General features: G+C 70.0%; 12 protein-coding genes. 5 read left to right on the forward strand and 7 right to left on the reverse strand.

The genetic code is table 11. The annotated features are described in order from the left end of the window. Positions 1–3: 3 nt before the first annotated feature. The 3 genes from AB4112_RS09965 to AB4112_RS09975 are packed head-to-tail and all read left to right on the forward strand — an operon-like array spanning position 4 to position 3406. Positions 4–1566: a sugar ABC transporter ATP-binding protein gene (locus AB4112_RS09965; protein ID WP_441719099.1), complete on the forward strand. Its 1563-nt coding sequence runs from the start codon at positions 4–6 to the stop codon at positions 1564–1566. Beyond that, complete coding sequence (locus tag AB4112_RS09970) at positions 1563–2558, forward strand: ABC transporter permease (RefSeq protein ID WP_441719100.1); 996 nt, start codon at positions 1563–1565, stop codon at positions 2556–2558. The genes AB4112_RS09965 and AB4112_RS09970 overlap by 4 nt, the downstream gene beginning before the upstream one ends. Positions 2559–2569: 11 nt before the next feature. Further along, the gene (locus AB4112_RS09975) at positions 2570–3406 is read left to right on the forward strand and encodes an N-acyl homoserine lactonase family protein (protein WP_441719103.1); all 837 of its coding nucleotides are present in this window, start codon (positions 2570–2572) and stop codon (positions 3404–3406) included. Positions 3407–3431: 25 nt separating this feature from the next. Here AB4112_RS09975 and AB4112_RS09980 read toward each other — a convergent pair whose 3' ends face one another. The 6 genes from AB4112_RS09980 to AB4112_RS10005 are packed head-to-tail and all read right to left on the reverse strand — an operon-like array spanning position 3432 to position 10080. After that, positions 3432–4409, reverse strand: coding sequence for a carbohydrate kinase family protein (locus AB4112_RS09980; protein WP_441719105.1), 978 nt, complete (start codon positions 4407–4409; stop codon positions 3432–3434). A 5-nt stretch (positions 4410–4414) separates the two neighbouring features. Beyond that, positions 4415–5512, reverse strand: coding sequence for an ABC transporter ATP-binding protein (locus AB4112_RS09985; protein WP_441719108.1), 1098 nt, complete (start codon positions 5510–5512; stop codon positions 4415–4417). Position 5513: 1 nt separating this feature from the next. Then, on the reverse strand, positions 5514–7013 hold the full coding sequence (argH, locus tag AB4112_RS09990; protein WP_309799994.1) for an argininosuccinate lyase: 1500 nt from the start codon (positions 7011–7013) through the stop codon (positions 5514–5516). A gap of 2 nt (positions 7014–7015) precedes the next feature. After that, on the reverse strand, positions 7016–7858 hold the full coding sequence (locus AB4112_RS09995; protein WP_309799993.1) for a carbohydrate ABC transporter permease: 843 nt from the start codon (positions 7856–7858) through the stop codon (positions 7016–7018). Next, positions 7858–8754, reverse strand: coding sequence for a carbohydrate ABC transporter permease (locus tag AB4112_RS10000; RefSeq protein WP_309799992.1), 897 nt, complete (start codon positions 8752–8754; stop codon positions 7858–7860). The genes AB4112_RS09995 and AB4112_RS10000 overlap by 1 nt, the downstream gene beginning before the upstream one ends. A gap of 51 nt (positions 8755–8805) precedes the next feature. Continuing rightward, complete coding sequence (locus AB4112_RS10005; RefSeq protein ID WP_441719113.1) at positions 8806–10080, reverse strand: extracellular solute-binding protein; 1275 nt, start codon at positions 10078–10080, stop codon at positions 8806–8808. Positions 10081–10237: 157 nt separating this feature from the next. Here AB4112_RS10005 and AB4112_RS10010 point away from each other — a divergent pair, with 157 nt between their 5' ends. Together AB4112_RS10010 and AB4112_RS10015 are read left to right on the forward strand one after the other, a co-directional pair. Further along, positions 10238–11434, forward strand: a complete 1197-nt coding sequence (locus AB4112_RS10010) for an ROK family protein (protein ID WP_441719115.1) — start codon at positions 10238–10240, stop codon at positions 11432–11434. Further along, on the forward strand, positions 11421–13868 hold the full coding sequence (locus AB4112_RS10015) for a PIG-L family deacetylase (protein ID WP_441719117.1): 2448 nt from the start codon (positions 11421–11423) through the stop codon (positions 13866–13868). Before AB4112_RS10010 ends, AB4112_RS10015 begins: the two co-directional genes overlap by 14 nt. An 8-nt stretch (positions 13869–13876) precedes the next feature. Here the strand turns inward: AB4112_RS10015 and AB4112_RS10020 are convergent, their stop codons facing one another. Next, positions 13877–16738 carry a hypothetical protein gene (locus AB4112_RS10020; protein WP_441719120.1) on the reverse strand — a complete coding sequence of 954 codons (2862 nt, stop codon included), beginning with the start codon at positions 16736–16738 and terminating at the stop codon, positions 13877–13879. Positions 16739–16790: the final 52 nt, after the last annotated feature.

Raw genomic sequence — 16790 nt, forward strand, 5'->3', positions numbered from 1 at the left:
CGCATGAGCACCCAGGCCCCTTCCCCGGCATCCGCCGGCCCCTTCCTGGTCGCCCGCGACGTGGCGAAATCCTATGGCGGCGTCCAGGCGCTGAAGGGGGTTTCGCTCTCGCTCGACGCCGGCCGGGTGCATGGCCTGGTCGGCGCCAACGGTGCCGGCAAGTCGACGCTGATCCGGGTGCTCGCCGGCCTCACCCACCCGGACGCCGGCGAGGTGCGGATCGACGGCACCGTCGTGGCCATCGCCTCGCCGCAGGACGCCACCGCCCTGGGCTTGGGCTTCATCCATCAGGAGCTGGCCTTCGTCCCCGGCATGACGGTGCTGGAGAACATCATGCTCGGCGTGCCGAAGAAACGGCGCCTGGGCATGGTCGACTGGCCGGCGATCGAACGCGACGTGGCGCCGATCGCCCGGCGGGTGGGCATCACCGCCTCGCTCCACGCCGATGCGAAGACGTTGTCGATCGCTGAGAACTGGCTGATCAGCATCTGCCGGGCGCTGGTGCGCAAGGCGCGGCTGATCGTGATGGACGAGCCGACGGCGTCGCTGTCGGCGAGCGAGAGCGAAAGGCTGTTCGGCATCATCGAGGACCTGACCGCCTCGGGCGTCGCCATCCTCTACGTGTCGCACCGGCTGGACGAGATCCTACGGCTGTGCCACCGCGTCACCGTGTTCCGCGACGGCCGGTCGGTGGCCGAGATCGACAAGGCCACGTTGACCCGGGCCGCGCTGGTCGAGGCCATCGTCGGCGGCGAGACCCGGCCAGCGGACGCAGCCCGCGGCGAGCCCGTCGGCGGCGATGCCGTGCTGCGGGTGTCGGGCCTGGCCCGGCAGCCCCGGGTCCAGGGCGTCAGCTTCGAACTGCGCCGCGGCGAGGTGCTGGGCATCGGCGGCCTGGTCGGTGCCGGCCGCACCGAGCTGGCGCGGCTGATCTACGGCGCAGACCGGGCCGAGGCCGGGACCATGATGCTGGACGGCGCGCCCTTCGCCCCGCGCAGCCCCGGCCAGGCGGTCGCCGCCGGGCTGGGGCTGGTGCCGGAGGAGCGCCGGGCCGAGGGCCTGGTCCTGACCAAGAGCGTCGCCTTCAACCTGCAGATCGCCAATCTCAGGCAGATCATCCGCGCCCCGGCGCTGCCCCTGATCAGCCATCGGCGGCGGGAGGCGTCGTCGCTGGCGATCGTCCGCGACCTCGCGATCAAGACCCGCAGCATCGAGACGCCGGTCGGGCGGCTGAGCGGCGGCAACCAGCAGAAGGTGGTGATCGGCCGCTGGCTGCTGCGCGGGCCGAAGGTGCTGATCCTGGATGAGCCGACGCGCGGCGTCGATATCGGGTCGCGCGGCGAGATCCACCGCCTGCTGCGCGACCTCGCCGCCCGCGGCATGTCCATCCTGGTGATCTCGTCCGAGCCGGACGAGCTGCCCGATCTGTGCGACCGCGTCCTGGTCATGGCCGAAGGCCGGATCGTGCGGGAGCTGGCGGGGCGCGCGATCACCCGCAATTCCATCGTCGAGGCCAGCTACGCCGCCGGCCATGCCGCGGCCGCGGCCGAAAGGAGTGTCCGATGACGCAGACCGCCGCCGCGAGCCGCCGTCTGTCGCCGCAGTCGAAGCTGGCCCTGGGCCTGTTCGCCCGCTATGCCACCATCCTCGGGCTGGCGCTGATGATCCTGGCGTTCTCGGTCCTCTCCCCCCGCGCCTTCCCGACGGTCAATAACTTCACCAATGTGCTGAACCAAGCGTCCCTGGCGATGATCATCGCCGGCGGGCTGACCCTGGCGGTGGTGGTGGGCGAACTGGACCTGTCGATCGGCTTCGCCGCCAGCCTGCACGGCGTGCTGGTCACCGGGCTGATCGTCGGCAACGGCCTGCCGATCCCGGTCGCCATCCTGATCGTGCTGGTGCTCGGCGCGCTGATCGGCCTGGTCAACGGCCTGATCGTGACCAAGATCAAGGTCAATTCGGTGATCGCCACCCTGGGCGTCGGCACCATCCTGACCGGCCTGTCCTTCGCCTATTCCGCCGGCGTCCCGATCGTGTCCGGCGTGCCGGAGGCGTTCCTGCAGATCTCGCTGGGCCGCTGGCTGTTCGGCATTCCCAACAACATCATCATCATGGCGCTGGTGCTGGGCGCCCTGTGGATCCTGGTCGAGCGCACCGCCCTGGGGCAGGAGATCCAGGCGGTCGGCGGCAACCCCGCTGCCGCGCGCCTGGCCGGCATCAATGTCGACCGCATCAAGACGCTGGGCTTCGTCGTCTCCGGCATGTGCGCGGCGCTGACCGGCATCCTGCTGGCCTCGCGCCTGGGCAGCGGCACCACCAGCGCCGCCGACAGCTATCTGCTGACCGCCTTCGCCGCCGTCTTCCTCGGCTCCGCCACGCTGCGCGACGGCGAATTCCATGTGCTGGGCACCATGGTGGGCGCCCTGATCATCGCCTTCGGCTTCAACGGGCTGAACATCTTCGGCGCCCCGACCTATTCCCAATACGTGCTGCAGGGCGCCATTCTCATCATCGCCGTCGGGCTTTCCAGCCTCGGCCGGACGATCGCGGAACGCTAGGAGATCTCGGTATGCCTTCGGACCCGACCTGGGACGTCCATATCGTCGAATTCGCCCGCTCGAAGGACCAGCCGGTGGCCAGCCTGGTCCACGGCACCCATGACGAGGGCGTGGTCGACCTGCCCTTCTCCTTCGTGCTGGCCCGGCGCGCCGGCCGGGTCGTGCTGATCGACACCGGTTTCATGAAGGAGGGCAGCGGCGCCGAGATGAGCGTGCGCTTCGGCATCCCGGACTGGATCTCGCCGCTGCGCATGCTGGCCGAGCTGGACGTGACGCCGGAGGCGGTCACCGACATCGTGCTGAGCCACGCGCATTTCGACCATATGGGGTCGATCGGCAAGTTCCCGAACGCCCAGATCTACATCCAGAAGCGCGAGATCCTGAGCTGGGTCGAGGCGATGGCCCTGCCCCCGCGCTTCGGCTTCCTGACCCAGATCATCAACCCGGACGACCTGCGGCGGGCCTTCGACGCCTCGGTCGAACACCGGCTGCACCTGGTCGACGGCGATCGCGACGACATCCTGCCCGGGCTGCATCTGCGCCTGGGCGAAGGCCACACGCTGGGCCAGCAATTCGTGATCCTGGAGACCGCCCGCGGACGTCTCGTGGTCTCCGGCGACTGCGTCTATGCCGCGCGCAACGTCTGCGGCCACAACCATGACGGCGTCTATGTCCCCCTGGCCAACGGTGTCGGCAGCGTGTGGGAACAACTGAAGACGATCGACCGCATCAACACCGCGATCGACGGCGACATGAGCCGCCTGATCATCCTGCACGACAGCGACCGCTGGGCCGGCCTGCCCGTGGTGCGGGAGATCGAGGGCTTCAGGATCGTCAAGGCGGCTTAGGCCGCCCCGGCCGACGACGCCCCTCTCAGGTCAGCGCGGTCAGGGGCGTCGCGGTTTTCCGTCGGGCAGCGCCGGATTGCTTCGTTGCCTGGAGACGGCCAGCCGTCGCCTCGATCGAGTCGCGCGTGCCGATGGACTCCGCCCCACCGGCCCGCTGCACCGACAGGCTGCCGCAGGCGACGGCCCAGGCGAGGCACACATCCAGCGGCTCGCCGTCCAGCCAGCGATCGAGAAAGCCGGCGTCGAAGGCATCGCCCGCCCCTGTGGTGTCGACCACCGGGACCGGCGGTGCCGCGGCGCGCAGCCTCTCGCCGGCCACCTCGGCCACCGCGCCCTCGCCGCCCAGCTTGATGGCGACCGCCGGGATCCGGGTCGCCAAAGCGTCGAGCGCAGCCTCGGGCGTCGCCGCCCCGGTCAGGGCCAGGGCCTCCGCCTCGTTGGGGAAGAACAGGTCGACGCCGTCGAGTAGCCCCAGGGCGGCAGGGTCGGCGATCGCCACCGCATCCCAGCTGCAGTCGAGCGACACCGTCAGCCCGCATTGCCGGGCCCGGGCGACGAGATCGGGGATCTCGCGCAGGGTCGCGAGTTCCGCAATGTGCAGATGGCGCGCGAGGCCGCTGGCCAGCGCCGCGTCGAGGGTCGCCGGCTCGGCCTTGCCGGCGCGGCGGGTCAGGAAGGCGCGGTCACTGTGGACCGCCATGGCGACCGTGAGCTGGGGCCCGGCATCCGCCGCGCGGTCGAGCCAGCGCAGATCCACCCCGCTGGCCGCCAGCGGCCCGTCGAGCCCCCGCCCGAAATGGTCGATCCCGATCCGGGCGGCCAGCGCCGCCGGCCGGCCGAGCCCGGAGAGATGGGCGGCGGTGATGAACGCGCCACCGCCCGGCACCAGCGTGACGTCGCGGGCGAAATGCTCCCGCCCCGGCTCCGGCATCGCATCGAGCCCGGTGAAGACCAGATCGGAATAGAGGCGGCCGACGCACAGGACGAAACCTTCGGGGGACATGGCAGTCAGGCCTGGCACAGCGTCTGCTCGCTTTCGGCGTCGAAGAGATGAAGCGTGTCGTTGGCCGCGGCCAGCCGCACCGTACCGCCCACCGGCGGCGGCCGCCGGCCCGGGGCGGTGCCGACCACGGCCGCGCCGGCAGCATCGACATGCAGCAGGGTTTCCGGCCCCAGCGGCTCGACCACCGACACCGTGCCCTCGATCACGAAGGCATCGGCCGCGGCTTGGCCCTCGACCGCGGCGAGGTCGTCGGGCCGGACGCCCAGCAGGATCCGGCGCCCCGGCGCGACACCCGCGGCCGCCGCCGGCAGCGGCGCCGCACCGCCCCCATCCAGCGCCACCGCCACGCGGCCGTCGACCACCGCGACCTGCCCCGGCAGCAAGTTCATCGGCGGGCTGCCGATGAAGCGCGCGGTGAACATGTTGGCCGGGCGGTGGTACAGCTCGGCCGGGCTGCCGACCTGCAGGATGTGGCCGTCGCGCATCACCACGATGCGGTCGGCCAGGGTCATCGCCTCGACCTGGTCATGGGTGACGAAGACGATGGTGCTGCCCAGGCGCTGGTGCAGCTTCTTGATCTCCAGCCGCATCTGGCCGCGCAGCTGGGCGTCGAGGTTGGACAGCGGCTCGTCGAACAGGAACACCGCGGGGTCGCGCACCATGGCGCGGCCGATGGCGACGCGCTGGCGCTGGCCGCCCGACAGCTCGGACGGGCGGCGGTCGAGATAGGGGGTCAGGCCCAGCAGGGTCCCCGCCTCCTCCACCTTCCGGTCCTTCTCCGCCTGCGGCAGCCGGGCGCTGCGCAGGCCGAAGCCGATGTTCCGACGCACCGTCATGTGCGGGTAGATGGCGTAGTTCTGGAACACCATGGCGATGTTCCGGTCCTTCGGCTCCAGCGTGTTCACGGCGCGGCCGCCGATGCGGATCTCGCCGCCGTCGATCTCCTCCAGCCCCGCGATCATGCGCAGGGTGGTGGACTTGCCGCAGCCGGACGGGCCGACCAGCACGACGAATTCGCCATCGGCGATGTCGAGGTCCAGGCCGTGGATGACCGGATTCTTGCCGTAGGTCTTGACGATGCGGCGCAGCGACACGTCGGCCATGTCAGCCCTGTCCCTTCAGCACGATGTCGAAACAGGAGTCGAGCATGGCGGACGCCCCCTTCTCGCGATCGGCCGCGGTGGCGGCGTTGGCCGCGAATGTGTCCAGCACGGCGTCGTAGCCGGCGAAGGCCTTGTCCAGCGGCTCCGGCGCCGGGCCGCCGAAGCGGGCGCGGACGGCGACGAAGTGCTCCGGCGAGACGATCTCGCGGAACCGGGCCTCGTCCACGGTCGATGGCCGCCCGCAGGTCTCGGCGAAGGCCTGGCCGAACGGGGCGAAGCCGGCCTCGGCCAAGCTGCCGCGGGCGGCGACCACCGCCTTCGCCGTGGCCGCCGCGATCTCATGCGCCTGGCGGAAGGACAGGCCTTCGATCCGCACCAGGCTGTCCGCCAGCTCGGTGACGGTGATGCAGCTGCGGTCGATGTTGCGGCGAACCTTGTCGCCGTCGATCGTCACCGCGGCGACCAGGCCGGACAGCAGGTCCAGCACCCGGCCGGCGAGGTCGAAGGCGGCATAGCCCTGGCCCTGGGTTTCGCCCTCGCTGTCGTTCATGTCGGTGAAGGGCGTGTTGTGCATCACCGTCAGCATCGACCGCGCCCGGGTCATGGCGTGCGACGCCAGCAGGCGCAGATGCTCGATCGGCACCGGGTTGCGCTTCTGCGGCATGATCGAGCTGATCTGCACGAAGGCGTTCGGCACGTAGAGCTGCCCGACCTCGAAGCTGGACCAGAACTGGAGGTCCTGCACCAGCCGGCCGAGATGCAGCATCATCAATTCCAGCGCGGCATAGGTCGAGGTGACGTAGTCGACCGCGGCGATGCAGCTGTAGGAGTTCTGCAGCGGCGCCGAGAAGCCCAGCAGCTCCGCCATGCGGTGCCGGGCGATCGGGAAGCCGGTGGTGGTGATCGCCGCCGCCCCCATCGGGCAGAGGTCGACGATGGCACGCGCCGCCTGCAGCCGCGCCAGGTCGCGCAGCAGCACCTCGATCGCGGCGGCAAGGTAGTGGCCGAAGGTGGTCGGCTGGGCCGGCTGGCCGTGGGTGTAGGCGACGATCAGCGTCGCCCGCTCGCGCCGCGCCGTGTCCAGCAGGCTGCGGGCCAGGCCGCGCGCCTTGGCCGACAGGGCATCGATCCGCCCCTTCAGCGCCAGCTTGAACAGGGTGTGGTCGATGTCGTTGCGCGACCGGCCGGTGTGCAGCCGGCCGGCGATGTCGGGCCCCAGCCGGCGCTTCAGCTCGGCCTCGATCAGGAAGAAGAAGTCCTCGACCTCGCCGGTGTAGGTCAGCGCCTCGACATCGAGGTCGCGCTCGATCCCGACCAACGCCCCGCCGATGGCGGCGGCGGTGGCGGCGTCGAGCACGCCGGTCTCGGCCAGCATCACCAGATGGGCGCGGTCGACGCGCTGGAAATGGTCGCGATAGTGCCGCTTCGCCCCGTCGAACAGCGGCGCCAGCACCGTCTCGGCATAGACCGGCGCGGGAAAGCGGCTTTCGTCCTTGATCATGACTATCCCTTCAGCCCGGCGAGGACCACGCCGCGCACGATGTAGCGCTGGAACACCAGGAACACGATCAGGGTCGGCAGCGTCGCGATGGCGGCACCGGTCATGATCACCTCCCACTGGACGCCCTGCTCGAACGAGAAGCTCGTGAGGCCGACGGGGACGGTATAGTGCTCCTTGCTGTTGGTCACGATCAGCGGCCAGATGAAGGCGGTCCAGTTGCCCAGGAAGGTGAAGATCGCCAGCGCCGACAGGGCCGGCGTCACCAGCGGCATGGCGATCTGCCACCAGATCTGGAACTCGTTCAGCCCGTCGATCCGCGCCGCCTCCAGGAAGTCGTCCGGCACCGTCTCGAAGAACTGCTTCATCAGGAAGGTGCCGAAGGCGGTCATCATGCCCGGGAACATGATGCCCCAATAGCTGTCCAGCCAGCCGAGGGTCTTCGCCATCACGTACCACGGGATCACCAGCATCTCGGTCGGGATCATCAGGGTCGACAGGATGGCGATGAAGACCAGGTAGCGGCCGCGGAAGCGGAACTTGGCCAGGGTGTAGCCGACCAGGCTGTCGAAGAAGACGTTCGACAGGGTGACGATCACGGCGATGCCGAGCGAGTTGAGGAACCAGCGGAAGAAGCGCCCGTCGCCGAGAACATAGATGTAGTTCTCGAGCGTCGGCTCCTTGGGGATCAGCGACAGCTCGCCGACCTCATGCGGGAATTTGAACGAGGTGGCGAACATGTAGAGGATCGGCATCACCATGACGATCCCGCCGATCAGCAGCAGCGTCCAGGCCACCACCCGCCCGGGCCGGATCCGGCGCCCCATGATCACGGTCGCGGTCGCCATCAGCGGTCCCTCAGGATGCGGAGCTGCAGCACCGAGATGCCGAGCAGGACCAGGAACAGGATCACGGTCTGGGCCGCGGCATAGCCCATGTCGAAGGACCGGAACGCGGTCTGGTAGATCATCAGCACCAGCGGCTTGGTCGAATTCAGCGGGCCGCCCGGATCGTTCAGGGTGATGTTGTAGACTTGGTCGAAGATGCGCAGGAACGCGATCGAGCTGAACACCACCAGGAACACAAAGGTCGGCTTCAGCAACGGCAGCGTGATCTCCCACAGGATGGTCCAGCGCGACACGCCGTCGACCCGCGCGGCCTCGTAGTAGCTGATCGGGATGGCCCTGAGGCCGGCCATGAAGATCACCACCTGGAAGCCGAGCCCGGCCCAGATCGCCGGCGCCAGCACCGCCGGCAGCGCCTGGACGGTGGAGCGCAGGAAGGGCTGCTGCGGCAGGCCGATGCTGGCCAGGGCGTTGTTGAACACGCCGATCGGCACCGGCTGGTAGAACCAGCGCCACACCCAGGCCATCGCCACCGCCGTGGTCAGGAACGGCAGGAAGTACAGCGCCCGGATGAAACCGTGCATGAAGCGGACCTTGTCGAGCCGGTAGGCCACGACGAAGGCGATCACCAGGCTGAGCGGGGTGCCGATCAGCAGGTACAGGAAGGTGTTGCCGAACACCTTCCAGAACAGCGGGTCCTCGACCAGCCGGACGTAGTTTTTCAGCCCGACGAAGTTGGGGGTGCCGAGCAGGTTCCAGTCGGTGAAGGACAGCCAGAAGGCGTCCAGTGTCGGCCAGAACCGGATGACGATGTAGAACAGCACCGGCACGGCCAGGAAGCCCCAGGCCCAGACCACCTGCTTGGCCCGCACCGACAGGCCCGCGACGGGGGATCTCATGCCGGCCCCCGCGCCATTTCCCGCACCGTCACGCCCCTCATCCCGGTCCCGTCACTTCTTCTGGTAGTAGCGGTCGAGGATCTCCTGCTCGGCCTTGGCGGCCTCGGCCAGGGCGGCGTCGACCGGCTGGTTCTGCAGCACCACGCGGTTGACCATGTCCATCGACACCTGGCGCTCCGCCGCCTCGTCCACGAACAGCGTGGTGTGGGCGTAGTCCAGGCCCTTGATGAACGGGGCATAGACCGGGTTGGCGATGTTCTTGTCGCTGAGCGCGACCGACCGGCGGGCCGGCAGCTCGCCCACCGTCTCGAGCCAGATCTGCATGGCCTCGGGCGAGGTCAGGAAGGCCAGGAACTTCTTCGACGCCTCCAGCTTCTCGCCCTGGGCCTTGGTGGTGATCGCGTTCACCCAGTAGCTGGCGTAGTTCGAGCGCGTGCCGTCCGGCCCGGCCGGCAGCTCGGCGACGCCGTATTTCAGCCCGCGCACGGCGTCGAAGGAGCCGAGGCGGAACGAGCCGTCGATGGTCATGCCGGCGCGGCCGGCCTTGAAGGCGGCCTGGCCCTCATCCATGAAGCCGAGCTGGCTGACGCCGTACTTGGTCTGGAAGTCGATGTAGTACTGCAGCGCCTTGGCGCCGGCCGCATCGGCGTAGTTCACCGTCTTGTAGTCGTTCAGATACGGCTCACCCCCGAACTGGCGGACCAGCACCTCGCGCCACCATTGGTGGTCCTGGCCGTTCATGTCCATGGTGATGCCGACCTGGGTGAGGTTGCCGCCATCGTCCTTCTTGGTCAGCTTCTGGGCGAACTGGACCAGCTCGTCGAGATTGGCCGGGGCCTTCTCGGGGTCGAGCCCGGCTTCCTCGAACAGCCGCTTGTTCCAGAAGATGGCGAGCGAGCGGACCGCCGTCGGCAGGCCGTAATAGTCGTCGCCGCGCTTCATCGCCTTCACCATCGGGAAGAAATCGGCCTCGATGGCGTCATGCGGGAAGGTGTCGGTCGGCAGCGGCTGGATCAGCTTGGCCGCCACGAAATTGTCGAGCCAGCCGTAGAACAGCTGCACCACGTCCGGCCCCTCACCGGCCGGGATCGCGGCCGCGACCTTGGTCTGGTAGTCGGCATAGGGGAAGTTGGTGTGCTTGACGGTGATGCCGGGATTCTCGGCCTCGAACTTCGCGATCAGCGTGTCGATCGCCTTGACCCGGGAATCGTAGAAGTACTGCCAGTACTCGATCTCGACCGCCTGCGCCGCCGAAGCCGCACCGCACAGGCCGAGCGCGAAGGCCGTCGCCAGCGCCATGCGCCGGATGCCGCCGAAACCTGCCATCTCCCCCTCCATCCCTGTCTTGTTCGGGCATTGCAGCCCATTGGTCTCGTTCCCAATCGATCATAGGCCGAAAGCCCGAGTCAATAACTCAACATAGTTGAATTATTGTATTGGCCGCAGCACCCTGCACCCGGAGACTCCGGGAGACGGGCCCCGCATGGCGATCGGCAACAATTCGGGCAAGACCCGATCCTACAACCGCCGGGTTGTGCTGGAGACCGTGCGGCTGCAGGGCACGGTCAGCCGCACCGAGATCGCGCGCCGCACCGCCCTGACCACGCAGGCCGTCTCGAACATCACCGCCGCGCTGCTGGCCGAAGGGCTGCTGCGTGACGCCGGCCGCCGGCGCAGCGGGCGGGGCCAGCCGCCGATCGAATACGAGGTCAATCCGGATGGCGGCTTCACCATCGGCGTCGAGATCGGGCCGCGGTTCCAGCAATCCGTCCTGGTCAATCTGGCCGGGCGCGTCCTGGCCAGCCGCACCTCCGCGGTCGACGACCCCACCCCCGCCGGCATCGGGCCGTGCCTGCGGCGCGAGATCGATGCGCTGCTGGAGTCGGCCGGGGTCGCCCGCGTCGCGATCCTCGGCGCCGGGGTCGTGATGCCGGGCCCCTTCGGGATCGAGGGGCTGAGCTCGGTCGGCCCCACCGCCGTGCCCGGCTGGCTGGCGATCGATGCCGCCGCCTTCCTCGGCGAAGCGCTGGGGATGCCGGTCCTGGTCGAGAACGACGCCACGGCGGCGGCGGTGGGCGAGCGGCTGCACGGCGTGGCGCGCGAATTGCGGGATTTCTGCCTGGTCCATTTCGGCACCGGCATCGGCCTCGGGCTGGTCCTGGGCGGGCAGCCCTACACCGGCGCCTTCGGCAATGCCGGAGAGCTGGGCCATGTCACGGTCGAGCCGCGCGGCCGCCCCTGCGCCTGCGGTGGCCAGGGCTGCCTGGAACGCTACGCCTCGCTGCATTCGCTGGCCGAGCAGCTGGGCGGCGCGGCCGATGTCGACGTCCTGGTCCGCGACGGGGACCCGCGTTTCGACACCTGGATCGACATCGCCGCCGAGAAGCTGCTGATCATGGTCGGCATCCTGGAGAACCTGTTCGATCCCGAGGCCATCGTGTTCGGCGGTCGTCTGCCGGACGCCGTGCTGGACCGGCTGATCGCCAGGATCGGGCCGCTGCCCAACACCGTGTCGCACCGGTCCGGCCGAGCCGTGCCGCGCCTGCTGCGGGGCACCACCGGCGGGCTGACGCCGGCGCTGGGCGCCGCGGCGCTGCCGGTGTTCGAGACCCTGACACCCGATTTCGGCGCCGTGCTTCGCGCCCGTGATTCCGGAGGATCGTCCCATGCCCGCCGATGAGGCCCTCATCCGCCGCCAGATGGCCCAGCCGAGCGTGCTGCGGCTGCACCGCGCCCTGTCGCGGCTGAAGAGCACCGTCACCCTGCTCGACACCGGCGCCCATCCGGACGACGAGAGCAGCGCCATGCTGGCCGCCCTGTCGCTGCGCGACGGTGTCCGCGTCGTGCTGCTGTGCTCGACCCGCGGCGAAGGCGGCCAGAACGCGATCGGGCCGGAGCGCGGCGGCGACCTGGCGGCGCTGCGCAGCCGGGAGATGGAGGAAGCGGCCCGCGTGCTCGATGCCGGCGTCACCTGGATCGGCCATGGTCCGGACGACCCGGTGCATGATTTCGGCTTCTCCAAGAGCGGCGTCGACACGCTGCGCCGCTGGGGCCACAAGCGGGTGCTGGAGCGGCTGGTCCGCGCCATCCGGACCGAGCGGCCCGACATCGTGATCCCGACCTTCCTCGACGTGCCGGGCCAGCACGGGCACCACCGCGCCATGACCCAGGCGAGCCGGGAGGCCGTCGAGCTGGCCGGCGACCCCGCCGCCTTCCCCCAACATGCCGCCGCCGGCCTCGCCCCATGGTCGGCGGCGAAGTTCTACCTGCCCGCCTGGTCGGGCAAGAGCGCGTCCTATGACGACGACCTGCCGCCGCCGGAGGCGACCGTGACGGTGCAGGCCGGCGACCGCGATCCGGTCGCCGGCGCCACCCATGCCCAGATCGGCCAGTGGTCGCGGCTGGCGCACCGCACCCAGGGCATGGGGGTGTGGCGCGAGGCGGTCCCCTCCCCCTGGCCGCTGCATCGGGCCTATGCCGTGCCCGGAATGCCGGCGATGGAGACCTCGATTATGGATGGGCTGCCCGCCACGGTCGCCGCGCTGGCCGACGCCGTCGACGGCATCGAATGCCAGGCATCGCTGCGAACCGCCCAGGCCGCGATCGACCGGGCCATCGCGGCCTGGCCGGACAGCGATGCCGTCGCTGTGGCGGCGGGCCAGGCCCTGACCGCGATCCGCGCAGCCCTGGCATCCCGCCCCAAGCACGCCGCCTCCCTCCTGGACCACCGCCTGCAGCGCAAGGCCCGCGAGTTGGAGCAGATCCTGTTCGTGGCGTCGGGGCTGGACGTTCGCGCCTTTGCCGAGCCGGCCGAAATCGCACCCGGCGGGACGCTCGGCATCACGGCATTGCGAGCCGCCGACACGAGCGCCACGGAGATTGCGCTGGCGCCGCGGCTCCCCCGCGGCTGGGCCTGGGAAACCGACAGCACGACGGGCGGATTCCGGGTCCGCATTCCCGACGATGCCCCGATCACCCTGCCCTTCGCGCCGGGCTTCGATCCGCTGGGCGGCAACGGCCTGGCCTCGGTCGAGGTCACCTTCACCCTGGCCGGGGTCCGGGCAAAAGCGACCATCGACCTCGACGAGCCGGTCCGGGTCCTGCCCGCCGCCTCCGTGACTCCGGCTTCCGATGCCATCGTGGTCAACCTGGCCCGGCCATCGGCCCCGCGGCCCCTGGGCCTGAGGCTGCAGAGCCTTCGGGGAACGGCCGCGGCGGCACGGAGCATCGGCATCACGGCCCCCGCAGGCTGGGAGTCGTCAGGCCCTGGCTCGGTCGAAGTGCCCGGGGATGCAGGCGTCGCCTCGATCGAGGCGGTTCTGACCCCGCCCGCCACCGCCGGCCTGCACGAGGCCGTTGTCACCATCGACGGCCAGCCAGGCTGGAGCGTCCGGCGCATGAGCTACGCCCATCTTGGGCCGGTGGTTCGCGCGGCCCCGGCGATCCTGCGGCTGCGCACGCTCGAGGTTGCCCTGCCGGACGGCGTTCGCGTCGGTGTCGTCGGCGGCGGCAGCGACCGTGCGGACGCGTGGTTGCGTCAGGTCGGGCTTGCCGTCGACCCGATCGATGCCGAAACCCTGACCAGCGGCGACCTGGGCGATTGGGACACCATCCTGGTCGGCGTCTTCGCCTTCCGCACCCGGCCGGAGCTGGCCGCCGCGACCGCGCGGCTGCATCGCTGGGTCCGGGACGGCGGCCATCTGGTCACGCTGTACCATCGTCCGATCGACGCATGGGCGCCGCAGTCGACGCCGCTGGCTCCGTTGACGATCGGCCACCCCTCCTATCGCTGGCGGGTGACCGATCCCGCCGCCCCGGTCCAAATGCTGCGACCGGATCATCCGCTGCTGACCGGCCCCAACCCGATCGGCGATGCCGACTGGGCCGGCTGGGACAAGGAGCGCGGGCTGTATTTCGCCAGCGGGTGGGATCCGGCCTACGAGGCCCTGCTCGCCATCGGCGACCCGGGCGAGACGCCGCTGCAGGGCGGGCTGCTGTCGGGCCGCTTCGGCCAGGGCCGCCACACCCATGTCGCCCTGGCCCTGCATCACCAGTTGGACCGGCTGGTGCCCGGCGCCTTCCGGCTGATGGCCAACCTGATGCAGCGGGCCTAGATGGCATCTCAGGGCAGCGCCACCACCCCGCTCGAGATCAGCTTCAGCTTCCAGTCATCGGCCGCGGAGCCGTCGAGGTTGAGGTGGTCGACCAGGTATTTCAGGCGCTCCGTGTCGTCGCCCTTGGCCGTGCAGAAGCGGTCCTGCAGATAGAAGGGCGGGGCCGCCTGGTAGAACAGCGTGGCCTGCACCGCGGCCGGGTGGCTGCCGGCCGGCAGGTCGGCCAGCGCCACGTCGTAGACCAGGCTGTCGCCGCCGCCCGAGATGTAGTCGGGATCGTCGTCGACGGCGGTGGCGCCGGCCTCCTTCGCCAGATCTTCCGTCGCGCCCAGCGCGGTGGCGATCTGGGTGCGCTCGGGCAGCGGCAGATAGCCATGCGGCAGGATGCGGTTGTCCTTCACCGTGTTGCAGATCGACAGGAAGCTGGTGGTCAGCATGCCCTTCGGGTCGGTGCCCGGGCCGCAGACCGGTGCCGAATTGTCCAGGGGCGGCGTGGAGACCAGCTCCTGGTAGATCTGGGTCTGGTCCTGGCGGGTGATGCGCTGGAAATGCGGCTGGTGCAGCCGTGCCTCCGGCTGGATGCGGGACGAGCAGTCGTCGGTCCACCAGTATTCGCCATCGAGCGGCGTGTTGGCCTGGTCGACCAGCGCGCCCGCCGTGTCGGTGCGGCCGGAGGCCCAGAGCGTGGTGCCGTTCTGGTCCAGCACCTGGAACTCCAGGAAGACGCGGCGGAAGCCGACGCCGGAGGGCAGCTTGTGCCCGGCCTTGTTGTTGACGGTCACCGTCGCCTGCAGCCGCCCGCCCACCGTCGACACGCCGCTCACGGCCACGTCGGCGGTCTGGTTGCCGGCCATGTCGAGCATCGCCTGCTCGGTCCGCAGCAGCGGGTCGAGGCCGCGTGAGGTCAGCATCGGATCCTGGGTCGGGATGCCGAGCACATCCGGGAATTGCTGCGCGATCTTGGTCAGGAAGATGTTGAGGCCGACCAGGGTGTGCGCGGCGAAACCGTCCCGCACGGGCAGGTCGATATCCTCCGGCCCGAGGTTGTTCTCGGCCTCGGGGAAGTTGCTGAACTCCTGGATGCTGGCGATCTTGCTGCGTATCGGCCGGCCATCCGCCGTCTTCGACGGCATGTGGCAGGCCTGGCAGGTCTGGGCCAGGCTGCCCGGCCCCTGCGGCAGCGGGCCGTCGGGCGTGGTGCCGGTGCGGTAGGCGCTGAAGGCCCATTCCGGATAGGTCGTCTGCTCGTAGATGCGGGCGATGGGCTGGCCGTTCTGGAGCACCGGCAGATGCACCGAATGGCAGCTGCCGCAGACCTCCGAACTGGTGATGGCCACGTCATGCACCGGGGTGATGCCCAGCGCGTTCTCCATCGGCTTGACCTTCGGCATCTCGAACGGGCCGATCAGCTTGTCGGGCGGGCCGACCAGGAAACTGCCGGTGAAGGTGCGGGCGAAGCCGGTGTTGTGCGGGTTCAGGAAGGCCTGGCGCTGCGCGATGCAGGCGTTTTCCGGGGTGCCGGCCGCGGCCTTGGTCGCGGCTTCGCCCAGGGCCATGCGGTGGCAGGCGGCGCAGGAGATGCCGTCGCGGGCCAGCATGCCGTATTGCGCATGCGGCGCAGTCGGGTTGTCGTCCGGCCAGGGCACGGCATTCACCATCTCGCGGGTGAAGTCGGGGCACTCGCCGCCGGTCTGGCTGAACATGTCGATGTGGAACTGGCGCTGGCCCTGGATGCCGTGGCAGCCGAGGCAGGTGTCCTCGACGAGGCCGGGCTTCGCGGCGGGATGGAAGCTCTGCATCTCGCTGGCCAGCTGGGCGAAGAAGAACGGGTCGCGCCCGGCCAGCCCCATCGGCGAGGTGCGCCAGGTGCCATAGGGCGACAGGTTGATCAGGTTGGCACCATGCGGGTTCGGCATCGTCATGTCGAACTGCAGCCCGGTGCTGCCGGCGTCATGACAGCCCAGGCACTGGGTCGAGGTCACGAACTCATCCGACGCATGCGGGCCGCCGGCGCCGACCCAGGTGTTGTCATAGGTCGCCGACGGCATGTTCACGACCGTATCCCGGGGCGGCGTCTTCAAGAGATAGGCGCGCAGGGCCTGGTCGACCGCCGGATCCGCCGTGCGCAGCGGCTGCTCCAGCGGCCCGACCTCGTCCGGGATCGCCACGTCGTGATGGTGGTCCTCCGGCGGCGGCGCCATCAACCAGGACTGGCTGAGATAGACCAGCGGCCGTCCCGGTTCGCCCTGGATGTTGCGCGGCGAGGCGAAGGTCAGGTTGTCCTTCGCCGAGGCATGGCAGTTCATGCAGTACTGGCCGAAGCCCTGGACGGGGAGATTGTTGGCCGGGCCAGGCGGCCAGTCCGGCGCCCAGCCGCTCTTCGGCCCGAAGCCGTACCAGCCCCAGTACCAGCCGTCATGCGACGCGGTGCTGTCGCGGACCATGATCGCCGCGCCGGAGGTCGGGAACAGCTTCACCGGGTCGACGTCGGCGCAGGCGGCGGCCGGGTACGGGAACATCTCCTTCACCATGATCGCCCCGTCGGGGACGGGTGGCGGCGGGTTCGATGCGCCCCCCTCGCCGGAGCGGTTCTTGACCAGCCATTCCGCCATGTCGGGCGAGTACCAGATCACCACCGGGGCATGGGTGCCGAAGCCGGTGCCCTTCCAGGCGCCCGCCGCCAGCGACGCGACGAAGGGACCGGCGTCGCGCACATGCTTGTCGCGCCGCCATCCCGCGGCCTCGTTGCGGTGGCAGTAGTTGCCGAAGAACTGGTTGAGCTTGGCCTGGTACTGGTCGAGCGGCAGGGCCGACGGGTTGCGGACGGCCGCGGTCAGCCTCTCGCACAGCGCCGGGTCCGTCGGGATCATCGGCTGCGCCCGTTCGGCCGTGCATTGTGCCGGGTCGGCGGCGCTCGGACCG

The sequence above is a fragment of the Inquilinus sp. 2KB_23 genome (assembly GCF_052115705.1).
Lineage (GTDB): Bacteria > Pseudomonadota > Alphaproteobacteria > DSM-16000 > Inquilinaceae > Inquilinus > Inquilinus ginsengisoli_A.

What these genes read in the sequence shown, in the direction of transcription:
- AB4112_RS09985 (WP_441719108.1), bottom strand. Translation starts at nt 5,512, where the DNA reads ATGGCCGACGTGTCGCTGCGCCGCATCGTCAAGACCTACGGCAAGAAT.
- AB4112_RS10000 (WP_309799992.1), bottom strand. Translation starts at nt 8,754, where the DNA reads ATGAGATCCCCCGTCGCGGGCCTGTCGGTGCGGGCCAAGCAGGTGGTC.
- AB4112_RS09970 (WP_441719100.1), top strand. Translation starts at nt 1,563, where the DNA reads ATGACGCAGACCGCCGCCGCGAGCCGCCGTCTGTCGCCGCAGTCGAAG.
- AB4112_RS09965 (WP_441719099.1), top strand. Translation starts at nt 4, where the DNA reads ATGAGCACCCAGGCCCCTTCCCCGGCATCCGCCGGCCCCTTCCTGGTC.
- AB4112_RS10015 (WP_441719117.1), top strand. Translation starts at nt 11,421, where the DNA reads ATGCCCGCCGATGAGGCCCTCATCCGCCGCCAGATGGCCCAGCCGAGC.
- AB4112_RS10010 (WP_441719115.1), top strand. Translation starts at nt 10,238, where the DNA reads ATGGCGATCGGCAACAATTCGGGCAAGACCCGATCCTACAACCGCCGG.
- AB4112_RS09995 (WP_309799993.1), bottom strand. Translation starts at nt 7,858, where the DNA reads ATGGCGACCGCGACCGTGATCATGGGGCGCCGGATCCGGCCCGGGCGG.
- AB4112_RS10005 (WP_441719113.1), bottom strand. Translation starts at nt 10,080, where the DNA reads ATGGCAGGTTTCGGCGGCATCCGGCGCATGGCGCTGGCGACGGCCTTC.
- argH (WP_309799994.1), bottom strand. Translation starts at nt 7,013, where the DNA reads ATGATCAAGGACGAAAGCCGCTTTCCCGCGCCGGTCTATGCCGAGACG.
- AB4112_RS10020 (WP_441719120.1), bottom strand. Translation starts at nt 16,738, where the DNA reads ATGATCCCGACGGACCCGGCGCTGTGCGAGAGGCTGACCGCGGCCGTC.
- AB4112_RS09980 (WP_441719105.1), bottom strand. Translation starts at nt 4,409, where the DNA reads ATGTCCCCCGAAGGTTTCGTCCTGTGCGTCGGCCGCCTCTATTCCGAT.
- AB4112_RS09975 (WP_441719103.1), top strand. Translation starts at nt 2,570, where the DNA reads ATGCCTTCGGACCCGACCTGGGACGTCCATATCGTCGAATTCGCCCGC.